This is a genomic window from Parundibacterium terreum (assembly GCF_014636315.1).
GTDB classification, from domain to species: Bacteria; Pseudomonadota; Gammaproteobacteria; order Burkholderiales; family Burkholderiaceae_D; genus Undibacterium; species Undibacterium terreum.
In genome coordinates this window covers 1,156,785-1,183,007 of sequence record NZ_BMED01000001.1, presented here as the reverse complement: position 1 = coordinate 1,183,007, position 26,223 = coordinate 1,156,785, and the positions used below count along the sequence as shown (strand labels likewise).

Here is a 26,223-nt window from a genome sequence, read left to right as displayed (position 1 = left end):
TCTGTTGTATTTATTGGCAATTAAGGAAAATTTAATTTTCGGGGCGGCAAATTATGTATGAATCGCTCTCTGAAAAATAAAGCGGTGTGCCTGATGTTCTGGCGCTGAGCAGCAACAAAAAAAGATTTTGCGCTTTGTGCCACAGCCGGAAAATTTGCACTATGATGCCGCGACAACACAGCAAAACATCAAGCAAAACACGATGCAAAACCGCATAGATAAAAATGCGGAAGGCCATACCGGATCTTCATTTTAGAAACGAAAGTAGAAGCGAACTGAATGCGATTACTGCTGATTGAAGACGATCCGATGATAGGCGAGAGCCTGGAAGAAGGCTTGCTGAAGGAGCGCTACGAAGTCGATTGGGCGCACGATGGGCTGGAGGCAGAAACGCTGCTGGCCGCCAACGACTATCACCTTGTGCTGCTGGATCTGGGCTTGCCGAAGAGGCAGGGCCTGGAGATATTGCGCAATTACCGACAAGCCGGTGGCAAGGCGGCAGTCATCATCATCACCGCGCGTGATGCCACGTCTGACCGCATCGTCGGCCTGGACACCGGCGCTGACGATTACCTTGTCAAGCCCTTTGATCTGTTCGAACTGTTCGCCCGGCTGCGGGCCTTGCTGCGCCGTTCGCAGGTGCAGGAGGTGCGCGAAACCGTGCACCTCGGCCTCAGCCTGAATGCAGCAACACATGAGGCGCTGTACCACGGGGTAGCACTGCATTTGTCCGTGCATGAGTTCAAGCTGATGCTGGCCCTGCTGGAGGAGCCGGGGCGGGTGGTATCCAAGGCCAGGCTGGAAGAAAAGCTGTACGGCTGGGAAGAAGAAATTGAAAGCAATACCATCGAGGTATATATCCACTCGCTGCGCAAGAAGCTGGGCGCAGACTTTATCAAAAACGTGCGAGGCGTCGGCTACAAAGTCGCGAACAAGCTATGAAGGCGGTATCCACGGTAGGCACAGTCCGAACAGTTCGTACTATACGCCAGCAATTGCTGATGGGTTTGTTGTGGAGCATGGTGCTGGCCATCGGTGCAGCCGGCATTACCACTTACCTGAAGATGCGGCATGAGACAAATGAGCTGTTTGACTACCAGCTCAAACAGATCGTGCGCTCCTTCCCCGACAATATGACGCTGCAGAAAAGCGAAACCGTCGATACCCATCCCGGCAAGAAAATCGTGGTGCAGGTGTGGAACAGCGAGCGCGATATGGTGTTCACCTCCAACCCCAATAAGAATCTGCCGCGCTACGAGTCGCGCGGTTATTTTGATGTGGACGCCAACGGCGGCCGCTGGCGCGTGTATAGCGAAGAGAACCATCGCCAGATCGTGCAGGTAGGACAACTGATACGGGACAGGGAAAAGATAGAGTTCAGCCTGGCGCTGCGCTCGCAGATTCCTTTTTTCTCGCTGATACCTGTGCTGGGCGTCCTGATCTGGCTGGTGGTCGGCAAAAGCCTGCAACCGCTGAGCCGGCTCAAGTCCAGCCTGGATGAAAGATCGGCAGAATCGCTGGCAGAGATGGACACGGAGGGCTATCCGCCCGAAGTGAAACCTATTGTGCTGGCAATCAATGAGCTGTTCAGCCGCCTGGACAGGGCCATGCAGTCGCAAAAAATGTTTGTCGCCGATGCCGCGCATGAATTACGCACGCCGCTGACGGCACTGAAGCTGCAACTGCAATTGGTGGAAAAGGCAGAGAGTGACGCAGAAAGAAATGCCAGCGTGCGCAAGCTGCACGACAGGCTGAACCGCGCCATCCACCTGGTGCAGCAATTGCTGACGCTGGCAAGGCAGGGCGCGATATCCGGCTATGTCGGCTATGAAAATATCCGCCTGCAGGATCTGGCAAAGCAGGTCGTCTCCGACTTTGCCTTTCTGGCGGAAGAGAAGAATATCGATATCGGCGTGGATGCACCTGAGCAGGATGTGCTCATCACCGGCAACCGCGAATCGCTGCGCATCATGCTGGGCAATATTGTCGATAACGCGATCCGCTATACGCCCGCGGGCGGCAAGGTGGACGTGACCGTGAGCAAGCATCCGGACGGCGCGGGGCTGAGCGTCGCGGACAGCGGTTGCGGCGTGCCCGCAGAAGACCGGCAGCGCGTGTTTGACCGCTTCTATCGCCGTGAAGGCACGCGCGAATCCGGCAGCGGCCTAGGCCTGGCGATTGTGCGCGATGTTCTGGACCAGCACAAGGCCAGCTTCAGTCTGGGCGATACGCCGTGGGGTCAGGGGTTGGTATTTGATATCCGCTTTGCCGCATCAGTATGATTTCTTCCTGCCTGCCGGATGGCGGCGATTGAATCTGCGCCGGCCGAAAGACCTGCCAGGTATTCACGTCAGGTGCAATAGCGCAGCGTATTGCACCGGTCTCTTTGAAAAAACTTCATTCAATATTGGCGCGGTCACAAAATCGTCGGGTGATGGCGGCACGTTGCTCATTCGGCGCAATACGCTGCGCTATTGCACCCTATCGGTCCGCGCTTCTTCACAGCGCTGGAGCCAGGCCGCGCGGCACAAGCACGGCTTGGATAGTTCTTCAAACAGACTTTAGCCTAACTGCGCCACCACCTGATCCAGCTTGGCAAAGAACTGCTTCCAGCCGTACTGGGCGCCTTGGTATGCCTGCTCCTGGTCCTGGCGGAAGCCCGATTGTTCCATGCGCAACTGGGTGCCCGCGCCTGCAGGGGTGAGCGTCCATGTGACCACGCTCTTCAAGCCCATCGCTTCCCATGTGTAGGACAGGGTTTTGTTGGGTTCCACTTCCAGCACCTGGCAATCGACAGAACCCCAGTTGGCGGTGAGGTCAAAACGGTGGCCCACCACCGGGCTGAAATTATTTTTCATCAGCCATTCTTCAATCAGGTGCGGCTGGGTCAGTGCGCGCCAGATTTTTTCCGGTGCATGCGGGATAGCGCGTTCCACAATGACAGAGCGCGTTTGGGCAGAGATATCGTTCATTGGTCCATCCTTTTCAGTAGGTTTTCAAGATCGTCAAACCGGCTCTGCCAGAAGCCTGTCATCTGGCTGGCCCAGTCGGTCAGTGGAGCAAGCGCCTCAAGCTGCGCGCAATAGTGCGTCTGGCGTCCCTCATGGCGGTCGCTGACCAGCCCCGCCTGTTTCAGTACGCCCAGATGCTTGGACACCGCCGGTTGCGAAACCCCGGCACCGGCCGTCAGCGCGGCAACGGTCTGTTCGCCCTCCCGGCATAAGCGCTCAAATAGCGCCCGCCGGGTGGGATCGGCCAGCGTTTTAAAAAGCACTTCATGCGTGTTCGACATAGTTGATGTGTCCGATATATCTGATGCATCTGATGTGGGGTATTTCTAATTCATAACTGGTGAGTTATGGATTAAAGTATAGCCAGCGGGTTATGAATCGTCAAGGTGGATTTTCAGAGGGCTAAAACAAGCTTGCTAGGGAAACGCGACATTCTTTAAAGAGCACTTGACGAGTTGATCACTGCCATATACTGTACTATCTGTCATAGTACAGTTGAGAATCATGAGCGATCGCGTCCCCGTCTTATTGAACATTACCACCGGTGATCCGCGCCCCATTGTGCGGCAGATTGTTGATGGCATACGTCGCCAGATCATTGCCGGTGATTTGCCGGTTGGCGCGGCGCTGCCCAGCGTGCGCGGCCTGGCGCAGCAGTTGGGCATCAATCCTAATACAGTGGCAAAGGCATATGCCGAACTGACCACGGAAGGCTGGCTCAACGCGCGCGCCGCCCAGGGCCTGTTCGTTGCGCCGCAGCGCCAGCGCTTGTCTGACGAAGAGCGCGAACACCGGCTTAACCAGGCCATCCACCATTTTGTGGGCGAGGTCATCGCCCTCGATTACTCGCCCGAAAGCATCACCCTTGCAGTAAGTGCAGCGCTACAGCAGTTTTCTCATAAAAAAACAAAGTGAGTCCATGCCCATGAATCCCTATGTCATCGAGACGGAAAATTTAAGCCTCTATTACGGCCGCAAGCCGGCGCTGAACAGCCTGTCGCTGCAAATCCCGCGTGGCGGTATCCACGCGCTGATAGGCGCAAATGGCGCGGGCAAGTCATCGCTGTTCCGTGTATTGCTGGGTTTTGAAACGCCCATTGCGGGCCGCGCCCGCATCCTGGGGCAGGACTGCAGCGCGCTCACGCCGGAGCTGCGCGCGCGCATCGGTTTCGTGAATGAAGAACACACGCTACCGGACTGGATGAGGGTAGATGAGCTGACCAGGCTGCAGCGCAGCAATGTGGCGTGGAACCAGGAAAGCTTTGAGGAAGTCGTCCGCAACTTTAACGTGCAGCCGCAACAAAAAATCAGCCAGTTGTCGCGCGGCGAACGCGCCGGCGTCAGCCTGGCTTTGGCGCTGGGGCAAAGGCCGGAGCTGCTGATTCTGGATGAGCCTACGCTCGGCCTCGATATGGTGGCCAAGCGCACGCTGTTGGAGTCGCTGATGTATTCCAGCGCGGCGCAAGAGACCACGATCATTTATTGCTCGCACCAGATGGAGGAGATAGAGCGCATTGCCGATCACCTCATCATCATGGAGCTTGGCCGCCTGCGTTATATGTCGGAGCCGGATGAGCTATGCCAGCGCGTGCGGCTGTGGGCTGCCGACATGGCGGGAAATCAAGCTGATCTGCACCGCTTGCCGGGTTTGCTGGAAATCCAGCAGATAGACGGCGTAACCCAATTGATGATGATGGATGCGCCCGCAGACTTTGAAACGCACCTGGGCAGCATGGGCGCGCGCCATATCAGCAATAGCGCTGTGGGCCTGAACCGCGCGGTAGACAGCCTGCTCGCGAGTGGCCATATCTCACGAAGAGCCGCTGGCAATTTCAACCAATCAGGGAGCCACCATGCTTGAACTGTTTTTGGCGGAGTGCCGCCGCTTTCGCAAGGCCGCACTGATCTTTGCGGCGGCAAGCTTGCTCATCTCTTACCACGAATTTCGCGCTACCAGTTTTTTGAGCAATGAATATGTGGTGTATTGCATAGGCATTGCTGCGTACCTGCTGGCAGCGGGGGCTTTGGCCCTGTACCAGATCGGCGCCTACAAGCAGCCCGCGCGCTGGATATGGCTGTTGCATCGCGCCATACCTCGCTGGCAGATTTTTGTGGCGATCCAGTTCGCTGCTGCGGCGCTGATCGGACTGGCGGCTGGCCTGCCGCTCATTCTATCTTTGCTGGCAACGCAGGCAGAGCATGCCCGCGTGGTCGATACTCGCTTCTATGTGGACGCGCTGCATGTAGTGCTGCTCTGTATTTTGAGCTGGCAATCTGTAAGCTATGCGATACTGGCCCGGCACCGCTTTTCCTTCGTGGTCCTGCTTTTTCCCCTCATGCTGATGAGCCTTTACCTGGCCTCTACCTATGTGCTTTTACTGCCCGCTCTGCTGAGTATCTTGCTGATGGGCTATGCGCTGTACACGGTGTTCCGCCCCGAGCGCCGGAGCATGCAAGATCGGCCCCTCTCTTTTGCCATCGCTGCCATCCCCATGCTGCTGTGCTTTTACATTGCCATGTCCTGGAGCGGCACCATTCTGTTCAAGGTTGGTTTCACGGCATTGGGAAAAAACCGCCCAGAAAATTACGTTCCCGGCGGCTATCTTGAAGCACAGGATGCCGCGGGCGACTTCAAGCTTTTGCAAAATGAGCTGGCGGCATCTTCGGATCCGCGCGCAAAGAGTTGGCGTGATCAGCTATCCCCGTCAGACGAAAGCACCCTGCGCCCGAGTGTGCGTAAACTCTCTGTCCGTAATCAGGCTGCCAATACAGATCCGGCTATCATGTATGACGGGAAGCGTTACAACTGGCCGTTCAGCCACGACAGCATGCGTTTTATCGCCCTGAATAATGATACCGGCACTCAGCGTGAGCTATCGCTGGGGCCGCATGGCATCAACGATCCAGCGGGCTTTGCGGAGCCGGTTTCTGCGTATTACCAAACATCGCGAACAGAAGCCGGTGTTGTAGCGCGCACAGTATTGTTCTCTCGCAGCGCGCTCTACCTGTTGGACTCCAACCCAATGAGGATACGCCAGATCGTCGCATTGAGTGGTGGTGAATCATTGGCATCCACGCCCAGCTTCGACAGCAAGGGCATGACCCTGATCACCAACAAGCGCGTGGTGTCCTATGTGATGCCGGCTTCAACCGGCGGTTCGGCGGAGCAACTGCCGACTGAACGCTACAGCATTACACTGCCTGGCCCGGTGAGCGACCTCGGTCTGGTCAATACGGCGGAAGTGGCGGACGGCACTATCGTCACTCTGCTGTACGCCGGGGATCTTCAGCATGGTGCAGGAAATTCACAGGCGATTACCTACCATGTGCAAAATGGCCAGGCCAGCGTGATCAATCGGCGCGCCTTGGTGGATGAACTGGGCGTTTTTCTCGCCCATCGGGAATACTGGATGTCGCCAGCCTTGTTCTCTCTGCTGGAAGTGCCGGACATGTTATTGGACAGAGGGCGTGTGCTGGATGCCGGCCAGGCCACGGATTCGACCCACTTCTTCATGCCGCGGCCGCGGGATGCGCAGATCATCGCCTTGCTCGCCATGCTCATTTCCGGCGTAGCGGCATGGCTATGGCTGCAGCGCACGGCATGCTCAACGTGGCAAAGGGCGGTATGGATAGCCGCCTGCCTGATGCTGGGCCTGCCCGGCCTGTTTGTGCTGCTGGCCCAGCAACAGCGCTTGCCGTTTGCAGGAAAATTATCCGATTTGCCTGGAGCCCAGATGGCATAGGCAGGGGAGGTAACCTGGTTTACGCTGGTGCGCAGCCACAGGCGCAGCAGCGGCATTGCTGCCGGCTGCTCTGATCTTGTTCACGGATCCGCAAAGACGCCGCACAGCTTGATGGCGATCTTCTCCGCGCACGCAGCCTGGTACTTTACGGCTGCGTGGCTGCTTTATCGTTACAGCCTAGCCCGTTCCAAGCTTGCACCGGACAGGCTGGAATAGGCCTCAGGAACCCAGGCGAAGCTGCAATCCCGTGTCTGTGTAGGTGGATGTCACAGTCGTGAAGCCGTCAACGTTGATGGTCGTAAATTTACCCTTGAGGCTGGCGGCGCTGATCAGGTTCAAGGTATCTCCCAAGGCAGGTTTATAGCCGCCTGGGAACTTGATATGCAGGGTGCCGCCAGCGATGGTCATGGTGCCGTTCACAGAAAATTTGTTCTGCGCGCTGCCCATGTTCAGCTCCAGCGTCGTATTGGCCAGCTGCGTATATTTGCCGCCGATAGTCAATGTGCCAGTGACATTGCCTGCCAGTGTGCCGCCTGATACGTAGACATCGCCGGCGCCAAACGCGGTGGCGGCATCCGCTTCCAGTGTGCCTGCTTCCAGCTGGGTGCCGCCTGTCCAGGTGTTGTTGCCGGTGAGCTTGAGCACGCCGCTGCCTTGCTTGGTCAGCTTGCCAGTGCCGGAGATATTATTGCGCCAGCTATCAAGCGCATAAAAGCCGCCCTTGCTTGCATCCATGGAGACCACCACGTTGCCAAAGAAAACGCCATAGCCGTCTGCCGCCGCAAACAAGTTCAAGCGTCCCCAGCCTTCGGCGTCATCCAGGACAGGATAGCCCGAGGGGATTGCCGTTGTTTTCAAAACGACCCGGCGCTGCGTGTCGCTCAAATAGGGCAGGCGTGTTTCCAGCAGCACTTCTGCGCCTTTTGGCACCACGGCGGCAACGTTGGTAGAAGCAATCGGGGCGAAGCCATACGTCAGGCGGCGCAAATAATTGGCCTTGTTGGTGGCATAGTCCGCAAAGCGGTCAGTGTCCGTTGTGCCGGAATGAGCGAACGCGTAAAAATTGTCCGCGGTCGTGTTGGTCTGCGCCATCAGGGCAGTGTGGGCCTGCGTAACGGCCGCAGCTTTTTTGGCGGCATTGGCTGGGTCCAGCAAGTTGGCGGCAGCCACGGCCTGTGCCAGGACCCGTCCGCTGATCACATCCAGGGGTGAATGCATGCCGGCCAGAATGCGGTTTTCTCCAAGCTCCAGGCCGCGAGTGAGAATTTCCTGAAAGCGCTCAGGGACTGCATAGGCCATCCCCACCGCATCGCGCGTTGCTTCAGCCGAGTGTCCGCTGGTAAAGCCGCCGTCTGTGGCGGGCGTTGTGCTGATCGCCGGAATCAGGGAAGGCGCGACTACGACACTGCTGCTCCAGCGGAATGGCCTCGCGTATTTATAAAAGCGCTTGGCCGGTTCGGTGGAACCATTGTTTCCCATCGCGTTGACCAAATCGACTACGTTGCCAAAGGCGGCATTCGCGCTGCCGCCGACACCGGTATTGTTGCCGCTGTCGTTGTATAAAACAGACCCTGAATCTGCCGCAATGGCGGTAATGCTGGTGGTCTGCTGGGCCGACAGCCTCCAGGCATTGGTCAGCGGTCCCAGTCCGTCTGTGACGCTATAACCTTTGCCGCGGCGGTCATCCAGATACGCTGCACTCTCTTGTGCAGGCGTGCGTTTGCTCGTCGCATCGATGACGTACTGGATATTTGCATTGTGCACCGAGGTATTCAGGATGGTGCCGCCTGCAGTGCCATCCTTGGGAAGGCCTGTCCAGGCGGAGGCAACAATCGCTGGGAAGCTGCCCACCGCGGGCGCGGTAACGCCGGCATCCACAATGTCAGTCAGCGGTTTCCAGATATCCTTGAAGCCCACCAGCACACGTACGCCGGCATTGGTGTCTACGGTGGCGTAACGGGCGTCGCCGCGCTGGTTCGATGCCACGTTATCGACAAAGGCAGGAACGTTGGCCGCAACCGGGGCGGAATCAACCACTCCCGGGTCTGCCGGTGCCGATGGTATGACCAGCGGTGCATCTGCGACCGGGCTGGAGGAACCGCCGCAAGCAGACAAGCCAAACGCAATACTGATTGCGATAATGGACGGCAGGCGGCGAGAAAATAATTGCTCTTGCATTTTGATACCCTCGTTCAATTGAAAAAAATTGAAACGATGGTAATTCGACAGTATGACCTGCTGGTGACACCGTTTGCTGGCTGCCAGCGACCTGTCAAAGACAGCAGCCGTTGAGAAAAATCACGGCTTGAATCACGGCTTCAGGACGGCCGTAACAAAATTTTTGACGTCTCTCCTGGCCTCGTTGGAAGCCTTCTCGTCATAGGCAATAGTAGGGCCCAGATCCACACAGGGGTCGGCGTAGCTGAAGGCCTGTTTGGTCTTGGCATTGATGATCACGCCGTCCTGCGCCTCAGCCAGCACGCATTGCCCCGTGCGCTGCGCCTTCTCCAGCTTCACCGGCTTTTTCAGCGCCTGCCAATCAAACACATGGCCCGCGCCCGCATATTCCGTCAACACCACATCCTTGCCGGCTGCCTGCAGGCGGGCAGTGTAGCTGCGGCAGGCAGCAATCGGTGCGTAGTCGTCGGCCACGCCGTGGAACAGGCGTATGGGTTTGCCGGCCACGCCCTCATCTTCCAGATAGCTGGTGCCGCAGGCTGCATAAAACGGCATGTAGGCGGCAAACTCCAGCCCGGCTGTGCTATGCATTTTTTGAAAGCGCTTCAGGCTCGCATACAGCGCCGGCTGGCCGCCACGGGAGAAACCCATCAGCGCAATGCGCGCCGGATCTATGCGCGGGTGCCTGGCGAGCAGATCCAGCGCCCGGTACGCATCTATCGTCATCGCCAGGCGGCCAAGCTGGGCCTGGTCATTGAAGGTATTGGTGATGCCGCGCGCGGTGAAACTGTCAATCACAAAGGTGGCCACGCCCATCGCATTCAGGTCCTGCGCCCAGTCGGTAATGCCGCCGTTGATGCCGCCCGAGCCATGCAATATCACCACCGCCGCAAGCCTATCGCTGCCCGCACGCGGCAAGCGCAGCTCACCTGCCAGCGTCACAGCCTTGCCGTCTTTGCTGCCGGTCAGGAACTCCTGGTCGCTCAAGGTCATGGAAGGAAAGGTATGAATCTCCATCCGCGCCACCTGCGCAAAAACCGAGGCAGGCGCAATGCAGGCCAAGATACAGATGCCTAGGCAGGCGAGGCTAAGGGCAGGGCGGAACAATAGCGGGAGCGGGTTCAACATGACGACTTCCTTTCAAGCTGGCAATTCAGGCACAATGCAGACACACCGCAAGCACACAGTTCATCACAACAGACCACACCGGCCCTGGTATGGCGCCATATTCCCTGGTCGCATGGCTGGGAAGTGGCGCGCCCGCTTAAATTCATACCGCCACGCTGCAGTATAGTAGGTCGACAGTAAAAGGTAAGCGCCGCAACGGCCGCTTGGGGTAGCCCTTGCAGGCAAGAGCTATTCTTATCCATCATCTCAATTTGATGTTGCTTTGATAATTTTTGTGTGGCACGATGGGGAATTCAGAGTGCTTAATTAAGCTCCCGCTCACCATCAACCAATTGATTGTAAATGCGATTTTTCACCACACTCACGATTCTTATTTCACTCGCGGCAGGCAGCGCCCATTCCCAGGAACAGTTGCGCGACATCGACACCAGGCCAGAAATAGTAAAAGCCCTGGATGGAAATTGGATCATGACCGGTGACGTCATGGGTAAGCCAGTCACCTATAACATGCGCGCAGAAGCTACGCTTCAAAATACCTTCACAGAAATGCATATGAAAGATGTGCAGGTACCCGCCAAGTATGAAGCGCGCGTATTCTTGGGCTACGACAAAGAAAGTCAAACCGTCATCGCGCATTGGATGGATAGTTTTGGAGGTAAATACTCTGTGCCGCATGCAAGCGGGCATATCAACGGCAACACCATCCAATTTATATTCCCCTACGCCAGCGGCCCCTTCCGCGACACGCTGACTTATAGCCCGGAGGCCACATCCTGGGTGTTCGAGATTGAGGCATCCAAGCCGGACGGCACCTGGAAGCATTTTGCCCGGTATGACATCAGGCGCAACTAGCTGAAATGTTGCAACGGCAGGTATTTTTCGGCCGGGAACAGATGTTGCGGATACTATTATTTGCGTAAACTTTGAAAGGAAAACGATGAGAAGCGATATCAGAAAGACTGCACTTGGTGTGATGAGCACTGGCTTGATTGGCCTGTGTGCGTACCAGATTATTCTCCGCGTTAACCACCCGGCCGCCTTGGACAGCGACTTAGTTCACGGGATATGGGTTGGGGTTTGCCTCGGTTTAGAACTCATTGGAGTTGCTCTCCTTAAGAAATCAAAGTTTAGCAGTTAGGGGCATCTGTAGCGATTGTGCAAGTTAAAAGAAGTCGGCCCCAAGTGGGCAGGGCGTAGCATCCAGTAATATAGCTTCTAGAACACATCAAGCCTCGATATGAAATTTGGCAACCTAAAATCGCTCGCCCATAACGTTGCAGATTCAATGGCAAGTGGCTTGAGCTTCGTCATCGGAATCTACGAAATAAATGTCTTTGCTGAAGCCGCAGCTTCCGAAGACGGGCACATAACGATTGATTTTTTGACCGGTGCTACCACGGGAGCTATACCGTCCGATTCACTCCGTCGTGCCATTTTCCTTTTCCGTGATGCGATCCCGCAAATGTGCGAGAAACACGGAATTGAATTGGCGTATATCAAAAGTCTTGTTGTGCGATTCGGCACTGATTCAGCTTATGGCCCTCACTTCAGGGTGACGGTCGAAAACTCTGCCGGTAAAAGATCAACGGAACAATATGTCGGAACTCCCGGCCAACGCTTAAGACTCAGGAACTCTTGAAAGCCCCGCTACGAAGTGACGTTTGAAACCGGTCAGGATGCTTGGGCGGCCTCAGTGAAGAGGCAATGCAGCAGAACCTCTTTTGCATGTGTTGCAAAGAAGAGAGTGTATATTGCAATATTGTCTAATGATTAATATACTGCGCACTCCATCTTCCTCCACGGATTGCCATGAGAAAAATTGCTCCCCTCCTTATCCTATCCTTGTTAGCGGGCTGTGCTGGATACCAGGCGCCCAAGCAGAGCGAGTCCCAATCGACGCTGAATATAGACGGCGAAGCGAGCCTGACCGCCGCAACCAACTGGATGGTGTACGACAACCCCTGCCAGCAAAAGACAGAAAAGAGCGGTTCGGTGGCAGTAACGGGCAATGTATTAGGGCGGCACAAACAAGTCTTGATCAGGGCCGGCGAGCCTGTCTACCTGATTGCAGACACCAAATCCAGCACCAGCGTCACTCCGGTCAACAACCAGGCGGTAGTTAAAATCGGCAGCTGCGCAATAGCCATGCGCTTCACACCGGAAGCCGGCAAAACCTACGATACCAAACTGGCAGCAGACCAATGCAGCATCACACTGCTGGAACACCAGTCCGGCAAAGCACCCGCCGGAGCCAGGATATTGCCGAAAGCGGAATGGGGCCAGGCCAGCGCTGTTTGCAAGGCGCAGTGAGGATCTGGCTGTAGGGTGTGCTGAATTTACTCGGTGTCCGGGGAACGAAAGAAATTCGAGTGATGTTTACAGAGCCAGGAGCGAACGTTCGAACGTATCTTCAGAATTGACACGCTCTCCAGAAACAATAGAGGAAAATATGAAGTTTGGTTTATTTGTATGAGTGAAATATATATACCAGCAAAAGGAGTCAGCTCTTTAGCCTGGGACGGCGACAGCCTCGTAGATTGGGTTGGCGGCGGTACTCGTTATCATCTTAATGGCGATGTTATCCAACCAATATGCGGTATGCGTTTCCATTTGACGCATCTGCCACTTTACCCGGAAGCGCTTACTCCGTTATTTATACGCGATGCGGCACTAAAGGATTGTTGCTTAAAGATGGAAAGATTCTCCGAGAACTAAACCGCAGTTTTTACCATGCTGACGTCTACGAATATCCAATTGTGTTATTCCGGCTACCATCTGGGCGCGAAGTCATGGCGCATTGCCCAAAGGACTACTGCCGTTTGGATATAGAGGATCTGGCCACGGGAGAGTTGTTGACAGATTCCACGATTCGCAAATCCAGCGACGTTTTTCATTCACGGCTTTGCGCATCTCAAGACGGCCGTTTTCTCGTTAGTTCTGGCTGGCTAAACACGCACTGGAAAATCTTCAATCAGATATTGAAGCCGCTGAAGTGTGGGCAAAAGCACACGCAGAGACTGAGTGCACGAAGCTCGTTGTACGGTTTAGTTAATCGTTGGGCGTCTATAGTCGGCTAGGAGCGGACCATTAAACTCGTTTGTAAGGAACAGCATGATTCACCGTGAACGGCTCACCGCAACAATCGACGGCGACTTTGTCGTTTTCCTCATCGGCATGCGTATTAATCAGCCATGGAAGGTGCACAAGTGGTGGCCGGTTGCCGCTGCGATGCCTCGCATGATTAGCGAGCTGCGGCGCCAGCCAGAACTGGGCTTGCTGCATGCCGAGATGTGGTTTTCAAGGACGCTTATCATGGTTCAGTACTGGCGCTCGATGGACCAATTGATGGCCTATGCCACCAGCAAGCAGGCGGTTCATCTGCCGGCGTGGAAGGCGTTCAATCAGTCCGTCGGTACTGATGGGACAGTCGGCATCTGGCACGAAACCTTCGCCGTAGATGCCGGGGCTTACGAGAGCGTTTATGTCAACATGCCTGCCTTTGGGCTGGGCCGTGCTGGCAGTCTGGAAGCGGCGACTGGGCGCAAGCATTCAGCGATGGACCGGCTCGGGCGTAGCCCAAAAGCCTGAGTAGTGCAGCAAGAAGCGTCCTATAAGGGGCGACTTCTGCGATGCCGTGCCGACCTGTGAGCTTTGCACGTAAGCAAGATGCTATCCTGACTATCCTGGCCGTGTTCGGCCAAAAGCGGAAGTACATGCGCTGAGTGCGGTGCAGCGGCCAGATCGGCTAACGAACTACGATAGAACGGAAATATATGGCGATCAGCGATAGGCTAGAACAGGCGTTAATTCACTATGACAATAACAATTTCGACAGCTGTCTTCTGGAGCTATGTACGGCAATCGACGTCACAGCAAAACGTAAATGGCCTGAACTAGAAAACAAAGTCGGACAGCGTTTTCGAGACTTCTTTCACGAGTATCGGCACTTCATATTTTTCGGTGCCTTTGGCTGGTCGATGGTGCCGATGGATGATCTTGCGATCAGTGACAGCGAAGCCACTTTAGCGCAGATTCTGTACAAGCGAATGCGCACTGCTAGCGTACACGACGGAGGGGTCGACACCGTCTTAGAAATTATAGACAATGGGTTAATGATGGCCGGGCCAAAGTTCGGCCTTGGTCGCGGTTTCATCCTAGCGCTAATCATTTGCGTCATCGGAGACCCGGCAAACAAAACCGAGAAATTCAAGCATCCGATCCGCGAGAGGATTATTGGCTCAGTTGAGTTACCGCTAACTGACGCGTGGGGCCACTTTGAGGCGCTTTCAGGATGGCTTTACGCACAGGCGAAAGTCAGCCGGCCGCAAGACTCTAGCTGACATCTTGACGATGAAAAGGCTGTGATTCCGTCAAACTCGCTCTATAAGCAGATGCTGGACGGACAATACGACTTGCCGGCGGCCCTTATGGAAAGTTGGCCCATGAACATTGACTTTCTCACACCGTTGGCGTTGCTTTACGCTCCCGGGCGCCTCAAAAATGAACTAGATGGGAGAGGTCCGCGTACAGAGCACAGCCATCCGCTTTGAGGCGAAACCCGCCGGTCACGCGTACTGTGCCGATTTCTACAAAAGTGCTTTTCTTTGGCTGTGCAACTGTGAAGCGGTCGGGAGTGATGATGCCTACGTGGGCTGGTCAATCACATGCTTCTTAACTCTTAAGGAACTCATCATGCCGCTCGCGCTTTATGGTCATCCCTTTTCCTCGTACACGCAAAAAGTGCTCATCGCGCTGTATGAAAACGGCACACCCTTTGAGTTCCGTAGCCTGGGGCCGGATACGCCGCAGCACGCGGCGGAGTGGCTGCAGCGCTGGCCGCTGCGCAAGTTTCCGCTGCTGCTGGACGGCGAGCGCAGCGTGGTCGAGACCAGCATCATCATTGAATACCTGCAGCTTGAGCACGCCGGGCCGCTGCACCTGCTGCCCGCAGATGCCAGGGCAGCACTGGACGTGCGCTTTTTAGACCGTTTTTTTGATCTGCACGTAATGAGCCCGGTGCAGCATGCCGTGGGAGCCGCGTTGACGGGCAATGCCGAGAAGGCACAAGAAGGCCGGGCGCATGCCGCAGAAAAGCTGGAACTTGCCTATGCATGGATAGAAGGGCAACTCGCCGGCAAAACCTGGGCCGCCGGCGAGCATTTCACGATGGCCGATTGCGCTGCTGCGCCATCGCTGTTCTATGCAGACTGGACGCATCCTATTGCCGGCAGCTACCCGCTGCTGCGCGCCTACCGCGCCCGCCTGCTGGCCCGCCCATCCTTCGCCCGCGCGGTGGAAGAGGCAAGGCCCTACCGCCCGCTATTTCCGCTGGGCGCGCCCGACAGGGATTAAGGTGCGCTTGCCGCAATGCAGCAGGCGCCAATATCCAGGCCGCCAGTTGCATAGTGAGTGCGCTCATTCAGTAAATTGTTGGTATCCAGAAAAACCGCAACGGCCATTCGGCATGACCGGGAACAGGTCTCTTCATCGGCATAGCCGTCAAGACTTCATTCCCATGAGTAACTGTGTTTGCAGGAGTAATCACAGTTTGCGCCAATAAAGCTTGTACTAAGGCATTTCGGGAACTATCTTGTAATTTCGTCATGCCAATCGACATGGCCTCCCGCAAAATGCGGTGTGATTGCAAATTGGGGGAAACACCCGATCTTCACTTCATACAGGAGCCACCATGAGCCAACCCAGCCTGGCCGATTTGATCCTCAAATCAGGCTACAGCCTCGACAATACATTGATACTCAATCGTGCATTCCTGGCGCTGTATGGAGAGGTGGGCGCCAATCTGGATGAGCGCAATTGGGATACCATCATGAGCAGCGCCAATCCCTTGCAGGCGGCAGAATCGGCTCTGGTGACGATGTACCACGATGCCGGCTACTTGCTGCGCAATGTGACGCATCTGGCGTCGGAAGGCTATGGCGCCGCGCAGGCTGAGATGACTTATCGGCAGTTATATAAAATCCTGGGCGTGGACTATTCCGCAAGCTGGTCTGTCGGCACGCCGTATGAATATCTGGGGCATATGACCGATGCGCAGGTGGAGGCGCAATCCATCGCGGAAGGCACGATTCCTACGCCATCCGCTCCGGTGCTTGGCTATGATGCCGCAACGGTTTGGGCAACCACCGGCGGCGGAAATATCTCGCTGTCCGTGACGGGCAGCCTGGGCAGCTTTGGCGCCGGTGATACGACGCTGACGCAGCAGAGCAGTATCAAGGAAGGCTATCTTACTGTGACCAACTCTTCCGGCCTGGCCAGTGCCGCCACCGCACAATACGTTGTGCTGGGAACCAGTGGCGTCGACAACATCGACACCTCCGGTGCGGGCAGCCGTAAAAACTTCATCTTCGGCGGCGATGGCAATGACGTCATCCATACCGGAACAGGCGATGACGTGGTCTCGGGCGGGGCAGGCAATGACACCATCACGGGCGGCGGCGGCAACGACATCTTCATCGGCGGTGCCGGCAATGACACCTTCATCGCCGATGCCGGTTCAGTCACCATCAAGGACCTGACGACGGGCGACATTATGCTGGTCAGCGCGGGAGCTAGCGCCACGGCGAGCAATATTTCAAGCTTTGTTGCCACTGCCTTAACCAGCAATGCGGGGACTGTCATCATCAATGCAGCCAGCGCAGGCAGCACGATAGATGTCTCCCTGGCCGGCGGCACCGCCGGCTACACGCTGAATGGCTCGTCCGGGATCGACACCCTGACAGGATCTACCCTGGCCGACAACATCAATGGCGGTGGCGGCAATGATGTGATCATAGGCAAGGGCGGTGCAGACATCCTGACAGGCGGTGGCGGCGTGAACGAATTCAGGTTCGCCGCCGGCGAATCCACCTTCGCCAACGTGGCCACGATTACCGACTACCGCGCCAACGGCGCGGACACCATCAACCTGGCGAGCATCGTCACAGTCGCCTCCAACATCAATACGGTGCAAGATTTGTCGGGAGTGGGTTCGTTGGCGGCTTGCCTGAATATATTCGCCAATGCAGCCGTCACCAGCAATGGCCTCGGCATATTTATCTGGGGTGGCAGTACCTATGTGTATGTCGAAAGCGTAGGGAGCACTAACACTTACACGGCCGGGGATACGGTCATCAAGCTGACAGGAACACCTTTTGCGGCCGGCACTTCCATTGTCGGCCTGGGTATAGATGGCGTGTAAGATGTTTGGCACACCCGATGCCGTAGGGGGAGGAATCCATTCCATTGCCCTACGGCGCCGGCATCTCGACACTTACTTAGGCATCAACACGGTATCGATGACGTTGATGACACCATTGGATTGGTACACATCGTAAGTGCTAATGTTGGCCACTCCGCCGCTTTCATCTTTCACGGTGATGTTATGCGGCCCATTCATCATAAAAAATAGCTTTCCACCGCTGGCGGTCGACAATTCGGTCGTGCCGTTGTGCTTTTTGATTTCACCTGTCAAGGTCATAAAATCGTATTTTCCGGGTACGACGTGATACGTCAATATTTTCGTCAGCGTGGTTTTGTTTTCTGGCTTTACCAACGACTCAACGGTTCCAGCGGGTAGTTTAGCGAAGGCGGCGTTGGTTGGCGCAAAGACGGTGAACGGCCCTTTGCTTTTCAACGTATCGACCAGTCCGGCGGCCTTGACAGCGGCGACCAGAGTTGTGTGGTCGGCGGAGTTCACTGCATTATCGACGATGTCTTTACTTGGCAGCATGCTTTGCCCACCCACCATCACATCTGCGGCGCTAGCTAAGGTACTTACTGCAACGGCAGCAGAAAACAATATCGCGTATTTGAACTTTTGCATGATCAACTCTCAATAGGTATGTGCAAGATTGCATAAACTTCTACGTCAGTTGATCGCAAGCGGATTCATTTTTTTTGATGCCGACCACGACGATATGTATTCACCTAATCTTGCGCGGCTGAGAATTTCTAGAGCGTAAAAAAAACTCTACGTTAGAGCGCCGGCTTAGTAGAGGATTCCGCATCAACGACCATCTGCAGCGCAGACTCCATCAAATGTCGCGCCTGTCCGGTGATCCGATAAAGTTGGTCATGTAATTCAGCGTCCGCAGGATTACCCCGCTCACATTGTGCGCTGTACCTTTCAAAGCTTCCCAATGTTCGCAATATATCGACCAAATGGCGGGGGCATTCACAATTCAGTATGTTGCTTGAACGTGAAATTGCCGTCAGCGCTTTCTCATCGAAGTGCGGTGGTGGAGAATCCAGAGGAAAAGCTGGGGAATGTACGCTTGATCGATCCCTGGGAACGCCGGTAAAAGATACGCGGCAAAGTGCCTCAATTTCAAGCGGGTCTGCCGGTGTGTGTGCCACGACATAGCCTGCCTCACGCAGGCTGCGTACTGTTCCCATTGGGGAGAACCTATATAAAATGACGATTCCTTCAGCGCGCGAAGCCAATTTGAGGCTTTCGATAAGATCACATGGTGGCTCGATCAGCTCCAGGACTTCGAGCACCAGGACGTCGATGGCGATATTGCGCAGGGCTTCTGCAGCGTGAGGAACGCTGACGCAATTTTTGACGACGTCAATCGACTGAGTATGCCAGTCAATACCTGCTAACCGTCTTCCAATACTTTCTCCCACAATTGCAATACGAAGCGGGAATGGGACGATCGCTGCCGATTGCGAACTATTCACGCGAAGCGAATGCGTGCTATCAAGCAGGTTCGACAATTGGTCCGAAGGCAATTCGGCGACGGCGCTAATGGGGTTTCCCAAATCAACCAATTGTTTGATTAAGCTTAGCCGGCGAATTTCCAATTCCGAGTATCGTCGCTGTCCATGGGGAGAGCGCTGCGGTCCTGCCACTTGATATCTGCGCTCCCATACTCTCAATGTCTCCACGGGAATTCCGGCCAGGCGTGCGGCTGCACCGCTCCGATAGGTGGGAAGCTCCTTGGTGTGGACCAGGTCTTCGGAAAGGGTTACTGGGGATGATTTCATGGATATATAGTTTCGAACGAGAAAGATTTGAACTGTTATTGACCCGGAATTAGATTGATATTTTCGGTTCGTTGCCTATTTTTGCTCAAGTATATGCGTTATATTGATTAATAACAGGTTCAAGATGGAAATAAATTCAAATTGCTGTTTTATTTGCATTTTTCTTCGTTTCCACATGTTTTTATTTTTTCTCAAAGGAATTGCCATGACCAGCCGCCGCCAGTTCGTGTTGCTTACCTCTACCGCAGCAGGTTTACTTTCATCATTCTCGCTTTCAGCCCATGCGCAGGCGGCCAAATTGCAAGAGTCAGACCCGCAGGCGCTGGCGCTAGGCTATAAAGAGGATGCGAATAAAGTCGATGCAAAAAAATATCCCGCTTTTGCTGCAGGGCATATTTGCTCAGGTTGCGCTTTGTATCAAGGGAAGGCGACTGATGTTTCAGGTGCGTGCGGAGCGATGGCAGGCAAACTGGTGAGCGCGAAGGGATGGTGCATCGCTTGGGCTAAAAAGGCATGATCTCGCCGCAGAAACCGAGTTCTTCGTCAAATTTGCGGTTGACGACCATTCCATCCGGCGGCTTGGCGCTGGTGTTTGGCGCCACCGGCGGAATTGGGCAGGCCCTTGCCATGGAGCTGGGCGATGACGCTGGTTTTGTCAGTGTCATTAATTGTTCCCGATCGGGAGAGTTCGCGTTTGACCTGACGTCGGAAGAAAGCATTTCTGCTTTGGCGGAAAAGGTCAAACTCTATGGCACGGACATACGACTAGTTATCGATGCTACAGGTGTGCTGGGTGACGAGGGATGTATTGCAGAAAAAACCTGGCGCCAACTTGATCCATCGGCGATGGCAAGAGCATTTGCGATCAATGCGATTGGACCCGCATTGGTCATGAAACATTTCCTCCCGTTGTTGCCGAGGGCGGGCAAATGCGTATTTGCGACTTTATCTGCCCATGTTGGAAGCATTGGCGACAATCAATTAGGTGGATGGTATAGCTATCGCGCATCCAAGGCAGCTTTAAATCAGTTGATGCGATCGGCCGCGATCGAATTGCATAGAAGTAGCCCTGAAGCCATTTGTGTCGCGGTTCATCCCGGCATGGTGAATACACGCCTGGCTAAATATTACGCAAGGACCGGTGTCGAGATTCAACCTCCCGAACTTGCCGCTGTTCGAATTTTGTCTATGATCGATAAATTGACTCCGGAAGACTCAGGGCAGTTTATGGATTATCGCGGCCAGAGAGTCCCATGGTAGGAGGCATCCAAATAGTGAAACCTTGGTTAGAGGGCGGGCAGTGACGACCTTAATTTATTGGTTCCGCAATGATCTTCGCTTGCACGACAATCTCGCGCTTCACGCTGCTTGCAATAAGGCCACTAGGCTATTGCCAGTGTATTGTCACGATCACAGGGATGACAATGTCGTCGAATGGGGTTTTAGACGGGTCGGCCCGCATCGGAAGCATTTTCTTGCATCCGCTCTCGCTGATTTGAGATCTCAATTGCGGACTCATGGCAGTCGTTTATTGGAAATATACGGAGAGCCACGGCAGATGCTGTTTGAGTTGGCGCAACTGGTTGGGGCGACAGGTATTGTGTGTGATGACGTAGCCGCGCCGGAAGAGCAGGATGAGGTTCAAGCGCTGATAGAATCTGGTTTGAACGTTGAGCCGATTTGGCAATCCAGCCTGCTATCTCTGGCCGAGTTGCCTTTTACGATTGATGGCATGCCCGACATTTTTACTACGTTCCGTCAATTGGTTGAGGCAGCTCGCACTTTCCCTCATCCCCCCATGTTGGAACGAGTCCGGCTGCCCCCGTTGCCCACGCTAGCGTCGGCTCTATCTAGCCGAACCATCAACACGTCGCCTTTGGTCGCCGTTGACCCGCGCTCCTCATTTCCCTATCATGCGCCCTCATTTTGGGGAGGGGAGAATGCTGGTTTAGCACATCTTGATCGATACTTCGACTTAAGGCTTGCCCATTCTTACAAGTTGACCCGCAATAACTTGACCGGTACGGATTACTCAACCAAGTTTTCTCCCTGGCTGGCGCAAGGTGCAATATCACCCAGAACGGTCTATGCAGCACTGCAGAATTTTGAGGAAGAACATGGCGCCAACGAAGGGACTTATTGGGTATGGTTTGAATTGCTGTGGCGGGACTACTTTAGATTTTTGCATCTAAAGTATGGACGCAAGCTTTATCGCGCAACAGGGTTATCGGAAAAACCCTTACCCAGCCATGATGCGGACGCATTTTTGCGATGGAGGCGCGGCGTGACAGGGGAGCCTCTTGTCGACGCCGGGATGCGTGAACTGGCGGCAACAGGGTATTTGTCTAACCGTCTGCGCCAGGTCGTGGCCAGTTATTTGGTTCACGAGCTGCAATGTGATTGGCGCGCAGGTGCCGCCTGGTTCGAATCGCAGCTGATTGACTATGACCCCTATAGTAATCAGGGCACTGGTTATATATCAGTGGCCGCGGTACCGATCCACGCGGGGGAAGGCGTCTAAGCATGTGCAAGCAGGCGCGTGACTACGATCCGGGCTCTCTGTATCGTGCTTTGTGGGGAACCGCATGAATAGGAATTTTGCGCAGACGATACGGCTCGTCTTGGGCGATCAATTGAATCCGCAGCATAGCTGGTATCGCGAGGCACGTAGCGATGTGGTCTACCTGATGATGGAGGTCAGGCAGGAAACCGATTATGTGCTGCACCACGCACAGAAAATCCTGGCCATTTTTGCGGGCATGCGTGAATTTGCGCGCCAGTTGCAAGAAGCTGGGCATCGTGTGCATTACCTCAAAATCAATGATCCTGCCAATAGGCAGACGCTGCCCGGCAACCTGGATTTTGTGATTGCGCTGTATGGCGCCAGGCGATTGGAATACCAGGCCCCCGACGAGTGGCGGCTGGATCAGCAGCTAACTGAATACGCAAGGCAGCAAGAGCAAGCGTCGCAGCCGGTCGTTTGCCGCGCGGTGGATAGCGAGCATTTTTATACGCAGCGCGCGGAGGCTGCGCAGCTATTTCCTGCTCGTAAAAAATGGTTGATGGAGCAGTTTTACCGGCATATGCGGACCCAGCACAGGATCTTGCTGGACAAGGCAGGCAAGCCGGAAGGCGGGCAGTGGAACTATGATCAGGAGAATCGTCAATCCTGGCCGGGAGTGCCTGTGGAGCCGGCAGACTTCCGGCCGCGCCACGACCACTCTGCGCTATGGGCGGAAATTGTTGCCGCCGGTGTGGGCAGCTTTGGCGAGCCTAACGCTGCTCAATTCCCCTGGCCCCTGAATCGCGAAGAGGCATTGCGGCAATTGCATGCATTTGTTCAGCACGCATTGCCCCACTTTGGCGAATTCCAGGATGCGATGAGTTTCAAGTCGTGGCGGCTGTTTCATTCGCTATTGTCGTTTGCGCTGAACACCAAGATGCTGAGTCCGGCCGAGGTCGTCAATTGCGTTGAAGAAGAATGGCGGGCCGGCCGGGTGCCGCTGGCAGCAGCGGAAGGCTATATCCGCCAGATTCTTGGGTGGCGCGAATATGTGCGCGGCGTGTATTGGGCCAATATGCCCGGCTACGAAAAGCACAATGTATTCGAGCATGATTTGCCGTTGCCGATCTGGTTCTGGACCGGTAAGACCAAGATGCGTTGCGTGGCCAGCGCCATCACCCAATCGCTGGAACAGGCGCATGCACACCACATCCAGCGGCTGATGATCATTGGAAATTTTGCCTTGCTGGCAGGTTTGCATCCAGAAGAGGTGCATCGCTGGTACCTGGGCATTTACATCGATGCTTTTGAGTGGGTGGAATTGCCCAACACGCTAGGCATGAGCCAGTTTGCCGATGGCGGCTTGATGGCGACCAAGCCTTACGTGTCCAGCGCGGCCTACATCAACCGTATGAGCGATTATTGCAAAGGCTGCCATTACGACAAAAAACAGCGTGAAGGTGAAACAGCTTGCCCGTATAACGCGCTGTACTGGGATTTCTTTGACCGCAATCGCGAAAAACTGGCCGGTAACCACAGGCTGGGGATGGTGTACCGCCAGCTGGAAAAAATGGACGCTACAGCGGTCGCGTCTCTGCAAACCCATGCCGCCCATCTGCGCCGTCACTTGGATAGCCTGTGAGCGGAGTGGTATCTGATTGGAGGGGAAGGGAGGGGCGGTTCCAGATAGCTTTATCGTCCAATGCTAATTGCTCGATATGGTACAGCTACCGGAAAATCTCCCGGCCATGTCAGTCAAGCTACTGCGCAAACACATAATTGATTTTCAATTTTTTTGCTTTGTACATTGCCTCGTCTGCGCTTTTCACCAGCGCTTCCGCCGTCAAACCATCTTTCGGAAAAATGGCTATCCCTATACTGGCACTGATTTGTGGAATTTTAGCTTCTGAGGGAAAAGGCGATTCGATCGGCAGCTCAATGGCGTGGGTGATTTTCTCGGCAATCGCCGCGATATTGCCTTCGTCTCCTACCTCCAATAGCAGGTAAAGAAATTCGTCACCCCCATGCCTGCAGAACGTGTCATCGCTGCGAATTGTATCTTTTAATCGTAGAGCCACGGTTTTTAATACATGATCGCCGGCTGCGTGACCGTATATGTCATTCACGCCTTTAAAATTATTCAAGTCTACAAACATGATCGCCAACGTCCAGCCGTGTCGATTTGCCTGAGCAAGCCCATGTTCCAGCCTGTCATTGAACAACACTCTGTTGGGTAGCCCCGTGAGGGGGTCATGAAAAGAAGCGTGTCGTGCTGCCTGCTCCTGTATCTGGATTAGTTCTAAACGCTGCTCAAGAACTCCTCGCTCTAGTATTTCTTCGCCCAGTGCTTGATTGACTGACGATAGCTGGCTAGCTGCATCCTGAACCTTTCCCTCAACGGATTCACTGGTTTGTAGTGCACTTTGAACACCTATGCCATTCACATCATCGGCAAGCTGCTGTTTTAAAACCGTATTCACGGATGAAAGGTCGTCTGCACACTCATCTATCACATCTTTGATGCGTGTATTTTGATGCAGCGCCTGAGCCAACGATGGGGCTTGCTCATTGACGACTTTTGGCTCTCGCTTCTTCATTTGGTGCCTGTTGGTTAATGTAAACTGATAACATTGAATACCGTAAACATTTAATATCATGGGCGCCTGCCATTGGCTGTACGCCAGCGTACCTATAAGCAGATACAAATAAGTCCTAGACGATCGCAACACAAAAAAACATTACATTCCTCCTCATAAGACCTCGCATGACTTTCTCGCTGCAACCGCTTACCCGCGACCAATTGGCCATACTTGCCGCATCCATGATTCCTCCCGAACTTGCCGCCCATTCCAGCAAGGGCAGCTTGCCGCCTGCAGTGGTGGCCAGCCGCGCGCTTGGCTGGATAGAGGAGGGCAAGCCGGAGTTCTGGTGTGCAAGCTTCCTGATCGTACGCAATGCAGACCAGCAGATTGTCGGCGGCTGCGGCTTCAAGGGCGAACCGCAGGACGGCCGGGTGGAAATCGCCTATGGAATAGGGCCGGAAAACCGCCGCCAGGGCGCAGCCTCCGCCGCAGTGGCGGCCTTGCTGAAGCTGGCCTTCGCGCACGGCGCACGCGAAGTGGTGGCCGAGATCGTGCTGGATAATCTCGCCTCCGCCGCGCTGGTGGAAAAGCTCGGCTTCTACAATGCCGGCACCAGGGTCGCGGAAGACAATGTGACGGTGTCCGTGTGGGTGGCTACCTCGCACGTTGCGGCGTTTGCTTCAACAATTCCAGCTTCTCATTGTTGAAATTCGCGATTAGATGCCAGGCTTTTCATATACTACTGAGCGATTCCTTCCCGCCGATTTTGCGAGATATAAGCCCTCGTCGGCGCCCTTGACTAACTGCTGAACCGAATTGCGATTATTAGGAATTACTGAGTTAATTCCTACACTGATAGTGACGATTTTGGCGCACTCAGAATAGTTGTGCTCAATATTTAAATAAAAAATCTGCTCGCATATCCAATCGCCATATTTGCCGGCGTCCTGGATTGAGGTATATGGTAAGACCACGACAAACTCTTCGCCTCCATAGCGAGCGACGATCTCACCGGGTCTCTTGGTCAAGGTATTTAATGCAGTTGCCACTTTCCGTAAACAGGAATCTCCCTCTTGATGTCCATAACCGTCGTTATATGCTTTGAAATGATCAATATCGATGAGCGCCAAACCTAGGGGCAAACCTTGGCGTAGATGCCGCTGAAATTCTTTTTCTAGTATCTCATCCAAATAACGCCGATTGTACAGACCTGTCAGGCCATCGCGGTTTGCCAGCTGGATGGTCGCCAACGCATGGAGCTGCAATTTCAAATGTGTGCGTACTCGCGCCCGTACGACGGGAGGGTTTAGAGGTTTGGTGATGAAATCAACCGCTCCTGCCTCCAAGGCCCTGACCTCGCTTTCCATGCTGGAGCTACCAGTGACAAAGATGACGGATGCGCCAGATGTCTCCGCGTCGATTTTCAGCAGGCGGCAAACTTCATATCCGTCCATGGATGGCATTTCGACGTCCAATAAGATCAAGTGGGGCTTGCGCTCCCGTGCAAGTTGAATCCCTGCCTCACCACTCGTAGCAAATATAATTTGCCCGAGATCCTTGAGCATGCCGCTCAACATACGAATGGCGGCAACACTGTCGTCGATAATCAGAATCAGACATTCATCATCAATAGCTTGTGTCATTATAGAATTCGACCTTGTAAAAATTCTATTGCTGGGATTTTTTTTACGCCCGTCTCAACACGGTGACTTTTTCCAGCGTATCCAGGATGGTGCCTTTGTTAAAAGGCTTGAGGATATATCCTGCTGCACCGCGCTGCAGCGCCAGACTGACAGTTTCACGATCATTGCTCGATGTCACCATCAGCACAATGGTGAGTGGAAGGGCTTGCTTGATTTCCTGCAGTAACTCCAGACCGTCCGTGTCCGGCATCACAATATCCAGACAAACGATATCCGGTTGCAGTTTTAACACCCGCTCAAGTCCAGACTTACCATTGGCGGCGCCACCGATCACATCAAAATCCTCGCCCTGAATAGTCATGCGCAATACCGAGCGTGTCATTTCATTATCGTCAATAATAAACACGCTCAAACTCTTGTTTTCGGCCATAAATACACCTACCTCCA

At 54.6% G+C, this 26,223-nt stretch carries 26 protein-coding genes; 17 read left to right on the top strand and 9 right to left on the bottom strand.

Features of this window, described 5'->3' with window-relative positions; all coding sequences use genetic code 11:
• Positions 1-279: 279 nt before the first annotated feature.
• Both IEW12_RS05520 and IEW12_RS05515 read left to right on the top strand, forming a co-directional pair.
• Entirely contained in the window at positions 280-942 is a 663-nt protein-coding gene (locus IEW12_RS05520) for a response regulator transcription factor (protein ID WP_188564937.1), read from the top strand.
• Positions 939-2,282 (top strand): ATP-binding protein, encoded by a 1,344-nt coding sequence (locus IEW12_RS05515; protein WP_188564936.1) that lies wholly within the window; start codon positions 939-941, stop codon positions 2,280-2,282. The genes IEW12_RS05520 and IEW12_RS05515 overlap by 4 nt, the downstream gene beginning before the upstream one ends.
• Positions 2,283-2,561: 279 nt before the next feature.
• Here IEW12_RS05515 and IEW12_RS05510 read toward each other — a convergent pair whose 3' ends face one another.
• Together IEW12_RS05510 and IEW12_RS05505 are read right to left on the bottom strand one after the other, a co-directional pair.
• Positions 2,562-2,972, bottom strand: coding sequence for an SRPBCC family protein (locus tag IEW12_RS05510; protein WP_188564935.1), 411 nt, complete (start codon positions 2,970-2,972; stop codon positions 2,562-2,564).
• Positions 2,969-3,292: an ArsR/SmtB family transcription factor gene (locus IEW12_RS05505; protein ID WP_188564934.1), complete on the bottom strand. Its 324-nt coding sequence runs from the start codon at positions 3,290-3,292 to the stop codon at positions 2,969-2,971. The genes IEW12_RS05510 and IEW12_RS05505 overlap by 4 nt, the downstream gene beginning before the upstream one ends.
• Before the next feature lie 223 nt (positions 3,293-3,515).
• Between IEW12_RS05505 and IEW12_RS05500 the strand changes: the two genes are divergently transcribed.
• From IEW12_RS05500 to IEW12_RS05490, 3 genes are read left to right on the top strand one after another with little or no spacing between them, the layout of a single operon-like run.
• Positions 3,516-3,926, top strand: a complete 411-nt coding sequence (locus tag IEW12_RS05500; protein ID WP_188564933.1) for a GntR family transcriptional regulator — start codon at positions 3,516-3,518, stop codon at positions 3,924-3,926.
• A 4-nt stretch (positions 3,927-3,930) separates the two neighbouring features.
• Positions 3,931-4,872 carry an ABC transporter ATP-binding protein gene (locus IEW12_RS05495; RefSeq protein ID WP_229750934.1) on the top strand — a complete coding sequence of 314 codons (942 nt, stop codon included), beginning with the start codon at positions 3,931-3,933 and terminating at the stop codon, positions 4,870-4,872.
• A complete protein-coding gene (locus IEW12_RS05490; protein WP_188564932.1) occupies positions 4,865-6,754 on the top strand; it encodes a hypothetical protein in 1,890 nt (629 codons plus the stop codon). Before IEW12_RS05495 ends, IEW12_RS05490 begins: the two co-directional genes overlap by 8 nt.
• A gap of 219 nt (positions 6,755-6,973) precedes the next feature.
• On the opposite strand, the gene IEW12_RS05485 is transcribed toward IEW12_RS05490, so the two are convergent.
• Both IEW12_RS05485 and IEW12_RS05480 read right to left on the bottom strand, forming a co-directional pair.
• Positions 6,974-8,932 (bottom strand): acid phosphatase, encoded by a 1,959-nt coding sequence (locus IEW12_RS05485; protein ID WP_188564931.1) that lies wholly within the window; start codon positions 8,930-8,932, stop codon positions 6,974-6,976.
• Positions 8,933-9,064: 132 nt separating this feature from the next.
• The gene (locus IEW12_RS05480) at positions 9,065-10,060 is read right to left on the bottom strand and encodes a dienelactone hydrolase family protein (protein ID WP_188564930.1); all 996 of its coding nucleotides are present in this window, start codon (positions 10,058-10,060) and stop codon (positions 9,065-9,067) included.
• 342 nt (positions 10,061-10,402) lie between these two features.
• Here IEW12_RS05480 and IEW12_RS05475 point away from each other — a divergent pair, with 342 nt between their 5' ends.
• From IEW12_RS05475 to IEW12_RS05445, 7 genes are all read left to right on the top strand, one after another.
• Positions 10,403-10,912 (top strand): DUF1579 family protein, encoded by a 510-nt coding sequence (locus tag IEW12_RS05475; protein ID WP_188564929.1) that lies wholly within the window; start codon positions 10,403-10,405, stop codon positions 10,910-10,912.
• A gap of 385 nt (positions 10,913-11,297) precedes the next feature.
• Positions 11,298-11,699, top strand: coding sequence for a hypothetical protein (locus IEW12_RS05470; RefSeq protein ID WP_188564928.1), 402 nt, complete (start codon positions 11,298-11,300; stop codon positions 11,697-11,699).
• Between the two features lie 170 nt (positions 11,700-11,869).
• Entirely contained in the window at positions 11,870-12,370 is a 501-nt protein-coding gene (locus IEW12_RS05465; RefSeq protein WP_188564927.1) for a hypothetical protein, read from the top strand.
• Between the two features lie 801 nt (positions 12,371-13,171).
• Positions 13,172-13,648 (top strand): DUF4188 domain-containing protein, encoded by a 477-nt coding sequence (locus tag IEW12_RS05460; protein WP_188564926.1) that lies wholly within the window; start codon positions 13,172-13,174, stop codon positions 13,646-13,648.
• A gap of 185 nt (positions 13,649-13,833) precedes the next feature.
• Entirely contained in the window at positions 13,834-14,400 is a 567-nt protein-coding gene (locus tag IEW12_RS05455; protein ID WP_188564925.1) for an Rv1289 family protein, read from the top strand.
• Positions 14,401-14,752: 352 nt separating this feature from the next.
• Complete coding sequence (locus tag IEW12_RS05450) at positions 14,753-15,412, top strand: glutathione S-transferase family protein (protein ID WP_188564924.1); 660 nt, start codon at positions 14,753-14,755, stop codon at positions 15,410-15,412.
• Between the two features lie 337 nt (positions 15,413-15,749).
• Positions 15,750-17,258: a calcium-binding protein gene (locus IEW12_RS05445; protein WP_188564923.1), complete on the top strand. Its 1,509-nt coding sequence runs from the start codon at positions 15,750-15,752 to the stop codon at positions 17,256-17,258.
• Positions 17,259-17,330: 72 nt separating this feature from the next.
• Here IEW12_RS05445 and IEW12_RS05440 read toward each other — a convergent pair whose 3' ends face one another.
• Both IEW12_RS05440 and IEW12_RS05435 read right to left on the bottom strand, forming a co-directional pair.
• The gene (locus tag IEW12_RS05440) at positions 17,331-17,882 is read right to left on the bottom strand and encodes a fasciclin domain-containing protein (RefSeq protein ID WP_188564922.1); all 552 of its coding nucleotides are present in this window, start codon (positions 17,880-17,882) and stop codon (positions 17,331-17,333) included.
• Between the two features lie 152 nt (positions 17,883-18,034).
• Positions 18,035-19,048, bottom strand: coding sequence for a MerR family transcriptional regulator (locus IEW12_RS05435; RefSeq protein ID WP_188564921.1), 1,014 nt, complete (start codon positions 19,046-19,048; stop codon positions 18,035-18,037).
• Positions 19,049-19,253: 205 nt separating this feature from the next.
• Between IEW12_RS05435 and IEW12_RS05430 the strand changes: the two genes are divergently transcribed.
• The 4 genes from IEW12_RS05430 to IEW12_RS05415 all read left to right on the top strand — a co-directional run bounded on the left by IEW12_RS05430 (position 19,254) and on the right by IEW12_RS05415 (position 23,193).
• The gene (locus tag IEW12_RS05430) at positions 19,254-19,565 is read left to right on the top strand and encodes a high-potential iron-sulfur protein (RefSeq protein WP_188565673.1); all 312 of its coding nucleotides are present in this window, start codon (positions 19,254-19,256) and stop codon (positions 19,563-19,565) included.
• On the top strand, positions 19,562-20,308 hold the full coding sequence (locus IEW12_RS05425; protein WP_188564920.1) for an SDR family oxidoreductase: 747 nt from the start codon (positions 19,562-19,564) through the stop codon (positions 20,306-20,308). Before IEW12_RS05430 ends, IEW12_RS05425 begins: the two co-directional genes overlap by 4 nt.
• 40 nt (positions 20,309-20,348) lie before the next feature.
• Positions 20,349-21,569, top strand: coding sequence for a DASH family cryptochrome (locus IEW12_RS05420; protein WP_308789115.1), 1,221 nt, complete (start codon positions 20,349-20,351; stop codon positions 21,567-21,569).
• 64 nt (positions 21,570-21,633) lie between these two features.
• Positions 21,634-23,193: a cryptochrome/photolyase family protein gene (locus IEW12_RS05415; protein WP_188564919.1), complete on the top strand. Its 1,560-nt coding sequence runs from the start codon at positions 21,634-21,636 to the stop codon at positions 23,191-23,193.
• 118 nt (positions 23,194-23,311) lie between these two features.
• Here the strand turns inward: IEW12_RS05415 and IEW12_RS05410 are convergent, their stop codons facing one another.
• Positions 23,312-24,208 (bottom strand): GGDEF domain-containing protein, encoded by an 897-nt coding sequence (locus IEW12_RS05410; protein WP_229750933.1) that lies wholly within the window; start codon positions 24,206-24,208, stop codon positions 23,312-23,314.
• 107 nt (positions 24,209-24,315) lie between these two features.
• On the opposite strand from IEW12_RS05410, the gene IEW12_RS05405 reads away from it, so the two are divergent.
• On the top strand, positions 24,316-24,840 hold the full coding sequence (locus IEW12_RS05405) for a GNAT family N-acetyltransferase (protein WP_188564918.1): 525 nt from the start codon (positions 24,316-24,318) through the stop codon (positions 24,838-24,840).
• A 9-nt stretch (positions 24,841-24,849) separates the two neighbouring features.
• On the opposite strand, the gene IEW12_RS05400 is transcribed toward IEW12_RS05405, so the two are convergent.
• Both IEW12_RS05400 and IEW12_RS05395 read right to left on the bottom strand, forming a co-directional pair.
• Complete coding sequence (locus tag IEW12_RS05400) at positions 24,850-25,776, bottom strand: diguanylate cyclase (protein WP_188564917.1); 927 nt, start codon at positions 25,774-25,776, stop codon at positions 24,850-24,852.
• 43 nt (positions 25,777-25,819) lie between these two features.
• Positions 25,820-26,206 carry a response regulator gene (locus tag IEW12_RS05395; protein WP_188564916.1) on the bottom strand — a complete coding sequence of 129 codons (387 nt, stop codon included), beginning with the start codon at positions 26,204-26,206 and terminating at the stop codon, positions 25,820-25,822.
• Positions 26,207-26,223: the final 17 nt, after the last annotated feature.